The 5,783-nt window shown below is 43.6% G+C and carries 5 protein-coding genes; 1 reads left to right on the top strand and 4 read right to left on the bottom strand.

Going from position 1 to position 5,783, the window contains the following annotated elements:
• From AAGC65_RS24475 to AAGC65_RS24460, 4 genes are all read right to left on the bottom strand, one after another.
• The coding region (locus AAGC65_RS24475; protein WP_343115088.1) for a hypothetical protein at positions 1-512 on the bottom strand (512 nt) is incomplete at its 3' end.
• 174 nt (positions 513-686) lie between these two features.
• Positions 687-1,409 carry a carbonic anhydrase gene (locus tag AAGC65_RS24470; RefSeq protein ID WP_343115087.1) on the bottom strand — a complete coding sequence of 241 codons (723 nt, stop codon included), beginning with the start codon at positions 1,407-1,409 and terminating at the stop codon, positions 687-689.
• Positions 1,410-1,419: 10 nt separating this feature from the next.
• Positions 1,420-3,024: a SulP family inorganic anion transporter gene (locus AAGC65_RS24465; RefSeq protein ID WP_407940716.1), complete on the bottom strand. Its 1,605-nt coding sequence runs from the start codon at positions 3,022-3,024 to the stop codon at positions 1,420-1,422.
• A 78-nt stretch (positions 3,025-3,102) separates the two neighbouring features.
• Positions 3,103-3,435, bottom strand: coding sequence for a hypothetical protein (locus AAGC65_RS24460; RefSeq protein ID WP_343115086.1), 333 nt, complete (start codon positions 3,433-3,435; stop codon positions 3,103-3,105).
• A 106-nt stretch (positions 3,436-3,541) separates the two neighbouring features.
• Between AAGC65_RS24460 and AAGC65_RS24455 the strand changes: the two genes are divergently transcribed.
• On the top strand, positions 3,542-5,083 hold the full coding sequence (locus tag AAGC65_RS24455; protein ID WP_343115085.1) for an acyl-CoA carboxylase subunit beta: 1,542 nt from the start codon (positions 3,542-3,544) through the stop codon (positions 5,081-5,083).
• The last annotated feature ends 700 nt before the right edge of the window (positions 5,084-5,783 follow it).

The raw sequence follows: 5,783 nt of genomic DNA, 5'->3' as shown, positions 1-5,783 counted from the left end.
CTCTTACAATCCATCGAGACCTTTAGATTAATATCCTTAGGAACCGGTATTAGAATCGAGTCTGGATAAATCGCTTTGAACTTATTGATCATACAATCACAAAATTTATTAATAGTATTAGGGTATTTGTTTTTTAAAAGTGCGGTGTAATCGTCCCGGAATGTTTTTTCGATCATAGGTGTCCAGGGCATATAAGATGGAATAATTTCAGTATTGCCAGTGCCATACTCCAGCATCGCATATTCCCTGCCAATTCTTATATTCAAAGAATGAAGACTATCCTTTGAAACTGAATTCAACCCATCAGGAATTTCTTGTTTCAGCCGTTTGATTATGAATAAAATATATTTTGATCTTTTAGATTCAATTGGCATAGATGGTTTTGAAGTAGAATCAAGATAGTTGTACAAGCCTTGTTCGTATTTTTTTGTCCAAACTTTTGAATTTGACTGTCCTTTACATGAAGACAGAAGTAAAAATATAAACGATAACCCACAAAAGGCTTTATACATAAAATGAAATTTAGGATAATCAAATGTAGTGTTTGTGTTTAAGGTAACATCAGATAATTGAAAAAATGGAAAACCACCTTCCATAAAAAAGCCCCGTCCACTTTCATGAACCGGGGCAAACCAAACATAAACCTTCGCTGCGACAAGGCGCAGCGAAGCGTTTTTAATATTTAATTAATGCTGGGCTACAGCGTTGATGTTATCAAACTCGTACACATAGCCTAAATTATGCGGATTGCTGCTGGTAACTTTCAGGTCCTTGATGAGGCCTGTACCCAGGTTAATTACCCAGCCGTGCACTTCCAGGTCATGACGGTCCATCCATGCATTTTGGATAATGGAGGTTTTGCACAAGTTGTATACCTGCTCGCTTACATTCAATTCAACCAGGCGGTTTTGCTTCTGGGTAAGGTCGGTAATGCGATCAAGCTCATTTGCATGCAGGCGGTAAACATCTTTAATGTGGCGCAGCCAGTTGTCAATTATGCCAAACTGTTTGTTGCTCAGGGCAGCGGCTACGCCTCCGCAGCCGTAGTGACCGGCTACTATAACGTGTTTTACCTTTAGCACATTCACGGCATAGTCAAGCACGCTCAGCATGTTCATATCTGAGTGTACCACTACGTTGGCAATATTGCGGTGTACAAACACTTCGCCGGGTTTGGTGCCGGTAACCTCATTGGCCGGTACACGACTATCGGCGCAGCCTATCCACAGTACCTCAGGGCTTTGGCCCTTGGCCAGATTGGTGAAATAGTCGGCGTCTTCCTCTAATTTACGTTCAACCCATTGGCTGTTGTTTTTGATCAGGGTGTTATAGCTGTCGCTTTGGGCCAGTTTTAAAACGTTAGTATCGATGGCAGCTTTGCCATTTTTATTATTTTCTGTAGTTGACATTTGTTTTTTCTTAGTTAGGGTTATACATTAATTCTTTCAAAGGAGGTATATCATACTGCTCCTTTATGTCCTGTAATTGCACAATGATGCCTTTAGTGTAGGCATTGTGCTTGTAGTTCTGGATGATCTCCAATACATCCGGGTCAATATACCTGGAGTTGGAGCCATCAATGATCACATCTGAGCCTTTGGGCAAACTGGTTAGCGTAATCTGTATAGCTGCCTTGTTTAAAAAGGAAACCTCTTCGGCAAGCTGTATCCTGATCACCTTCTTATCGCCGTTATGCACAATATGAAAGAAGTAGGGGTTGCGTAAATTGGTGCGCAGTATATAAAATATACCTACCATCATACCTATACCTACACCAATCAGTAAGTCTGTTAATACCACGGCTACAATAGTTACCACAAAAGGGATAAACTGGCTCAGGCCCATATGCCACATATGCTTAAACAGGCTTATGCGGGCAAGTTTATAACCGGTCATGAGCAGTATGGCTGCCAGGCATGAAAGTGGTATCATATTAATAAGTACCGGGATAAACAACAGCGAAATAAGCAGCATTGTGCCGTGAACAATAGTACTCATTTTGGTACGTGCACCGGCGTTAACATTGGCCGATGAGCGCACAATTACCGCGGTCATGGGAAGGCCACCCAAAAAGCCACTGGTAAGGTTACCAATTCCCTGAGCTACCAGTTCGCGATTGGTAGGTGATACACGCTTTATCGGGTCGATCTTATCAACGGCTTCCAAACTAAGCAAGGTTTCCAGGCTGGCTACTACGGCAATGGTAAAGGCGGTTATCCAAACCTGCTTGTTGCCAATAGCGCTAAAATCGGGCGATTTAAACAAACCGAAAAACTCGCTGCTGCTGTTCACTATAGGTATATGTACCAATTGCTTATCATGCAAGGCCAGGCTGGTGCCCGAAAAAGCGAGGCTTAAACCAACACCTGCCAAAACAACCAGCAACGGTGCCGGAACAATAGCCAGTTTTTTAAACCTGGGCCAATAGATCATCAGCAGTAAAGAAACTACGGCGATAATAACAGCGCCATAATTGATCCGGGCGAAGGCCAGCGTAATACTCGAGAAAGTATTATGATCATCGGCCTGTTTAAAGCCTTCGTCGCCTTCAAAGCTGGCATCATAACCCACCGCGTGCGGAAACTGTTTCATGATGAGGATAATGCCGATAGCGGCAAGCATCCCCTCAATAACCGCCGAGGGAAAGTAATTGGCAATAGTACCCGCTTTTAAAATACCCAGGAGCATCTGAAAAACACCGGCCAGTACCAGGGCAAGCAAAAATGTTTCATAAGTACCCAGACTGGTTATGGCGTTAAATACAATAACCGTAAGGCCTGCAGCAGGCCCCGCAACACTCAGTTGCGAACCACTAAAACTACCTACCACAATACCGCCTATAATGCCGGTTAATAAACCGGCAAATAAAGGAGCTCCGGAGGCCAGCGCTATGCCCAGGCACAATGGCAAGGCTACCAGGAATACAACAATACTTGATGGAAGGTCTTTTTTTAAGTTTTTGGGTAAAAAATATTTTTTTAGGTTGAGATTGCCCATAGCAAAATCACCTTGCTTAGTTTGCATAAGATCAATAATTGAAATGAAAATTTAAATGAATTGTAAAGCGTTACTATCCGGATAGGGAAATATCCGGTTACTCATTTAAACGTTGGGCGGGGGCGTGGGTACTACAGGGTGATATACCTGTTTATATAGGGCGTGTTCGCGGTTGTGGAGTATGTTGTTTTCAACAACAAAGGTTATAAAGTCTGTATTGTGCAGGTCATAAGCGTCAAATCCCTTTTTTTCTTTAAAAATATCCTTATCGGGACTGTCCTTTTCGGTTTTTGATTCCTGCTCCAGCTGTAATATAACCGCACTCACGGTTTTGTTATCAAGGTATAAAAATACAGGAGCAAGGGATATAGCCATCTTTATTGCAAAGACACCCATAAACATTACCACTATCAGTATTTTAAAATCCCTGATCTTCATTATTACAAATATATAATAAAATAATATCAAAGCTTATGCCAATATTGTTTTAAGCTAATCTTACAATTTAATTACTATTTTTAACCTATTACTAATAACCTGAATTGTGGATAAAAAGCTCGGATTACTAAGGGAGAAACGTCAGAAGGCATTTGAAGGCGGCGGCACATTACGTATTGAAAGTCAGCATAAAAAAGGGAAACTAACCGCGCGCGAGCGCTTACATTTTTTACTGGATGAGGGTTCTTTCCAGGAGATAGGGATGCTGGTAACCCACCGTTCGATAGACTTTGGTATGGAGAAAGAAAAATATCCTGGAGATGGTGTAGTAACCGGTTACGGCACCATCAACGGCCGTCTGGTATACGTGTTTTCGCAGGATTTTACTGTTTTTGGCGGTTCGCTTTCAGAAACCCATGCCGAAAAGATCTGCAAGATCATGGATCTGGCCCTCAAGAACGGCGCGCCCATGATCGGGCTTAATGATTCGGGCGGGGCACGTATTCAGGAGGGCGTGGTTTCCCTTGGCGGTTATGCCGATATTTTTTACCGCAATACACTGGCATCGGGCGTAATTCCGCAAATTTCGGCCATTATGGGGCCCTGCGCCGGCGGCGCGGTATATTCGCCCGCCATAACCGATTTTATTTTAATGGTGGAGCATACCTCCTATATGTTTGTTACCGGCCCCAATGTGGTAAAAACGGTAACGCATGAAGAGGTAACTTCCGAAGAGCTTGGTGGAGCTAATACGCACGCTACCAAATCGGGCGTAACACATTTTGCCTGTGCCAATGAGATTGCAGCCATCCAGAACATTAAGGCATTGTTGAGTTATATGCCCCAAAACTGTGAAGATAAAGCCCCAACTTTACCCTATGAGGTACAAAATGAACTACGGCCGGAATTAAACGATCTGCTGCCCGAAGCTGCTTCAACCCCTTACGATATCCGCGAAATTATGGATCATGTGATCGACAGTGGATCATTCCTGGAGATACATAAAGATTTTGCCGAGAACATTGTGGTTGGTTTTGCCCGATTAGCGGGGCGCAGCATCGGCATTGTTGCCAATCAGCCTGCTTTTTTGGCTGGCGTTCTGGATATTCACTCGTCCATCAAAGCCGCGCGCTTTGTGCGTTTCTGCGATAGCTTTAATATTCCCTTGTTAGTATTTGAAGATGTGCCCGGCTTTTTGCCCGGCACCGACCAGGAGTGGAACGCCATCATCAGCAATGGTGCTAAACTATTATACGCTTTTTGCGAGGCCACCGTACCGCGCATTACCGTAATTACGCGCAAAGCCTATGGCGGCGCTTATGATGTAATGAACTCCAAACACATCGGTGCCGACATGAACTTTGCATGGCCATCGGCTGAGATCGCTGTGATGGGGGCGAAGGGAGCTGCCGAGATTATATTTAAACGGGAGATCAACGCTGCCAAAGATAAAGAAGCCAAATGGCTGGAGATGGAGCAGCTATACTCTGATACTTTTGCCAATCCGTACCGAGCCGCTGAACGTGGTTTTATTGATGAGGTGATAGAACCTGCCGAAACCCGCATCAAACTGATACAAGCCTTTAAAATGCTCGAAAATAAAGTAGTGAACCATCCTCGGAAAAAGCATGGGAATATGCCTTTGTAGGAGACTCGCGGATTTTGGGACTGCTGGATTGTTGGACTTTGGAACTGTTAGATAAAGGACAAAAGACAAAGAACCAAAATGTCATTGCTGTAAGGAACGAAGCAATCGCGAACTGTGCAAGTTTTCGCTGTACAGTTCGCGGTTGCCACGCTATCGCTCGCAAAGACAAAATTTAAATGCACCTTGTTATTCTTGCACTCTTCTTTGACAAGTGCTTAATGGTCGCTACCGCAAGCGTCCCGCTTGTGTAATCCTGATAATACCACAGCACCACAAGCGGGACGCTTGCGGTAGCGGGGAATATGCCATTGTAAGGGGACTTTTATTCTTGCGCTCGTCTGTGACGAGTGCTTAATATGGTTTGGCGATTGTATCGCCAGTTGACCTTGTTAATTTCAATATGTGTTTTACGTTATAAACGTAAACCCATATTAAGCACTCGTCACAGACGAGCGCAATTGGATTTTGGGACTGCTGGACTTTTAGACTTTGGACGAAAAGACAAAGGACAAAAGTAATTAAGATGTCAACTTTTTTTATTCCCGGATAGGGTTATCATTATAACCACCAATAATTCCCAGTAAAACAAAAAACACCATCCGGTTACCGGATGGTGTTTTTTATGTTGTCCCACACCTTTCAGTGGGCCGGGCGTCTATCAAACTTTGATCTCTACTTCAACACCGCTTGGCAATTCAAG

The sequence above is a fragment of the Mucilaginibacter sp. genome (assembly GCF_039207105.1).
Taxonomy (GTDB): Bacteria; Bacteroidota; Bacteroidia; order Sphingobacteriales; family Sphingobacteriaceae; genus Mucilaginibacter.
Note: the sequence above shows the minus strand (reverse complement) of the source record. Positions and strands in the feature narration are given on the sequence as shown.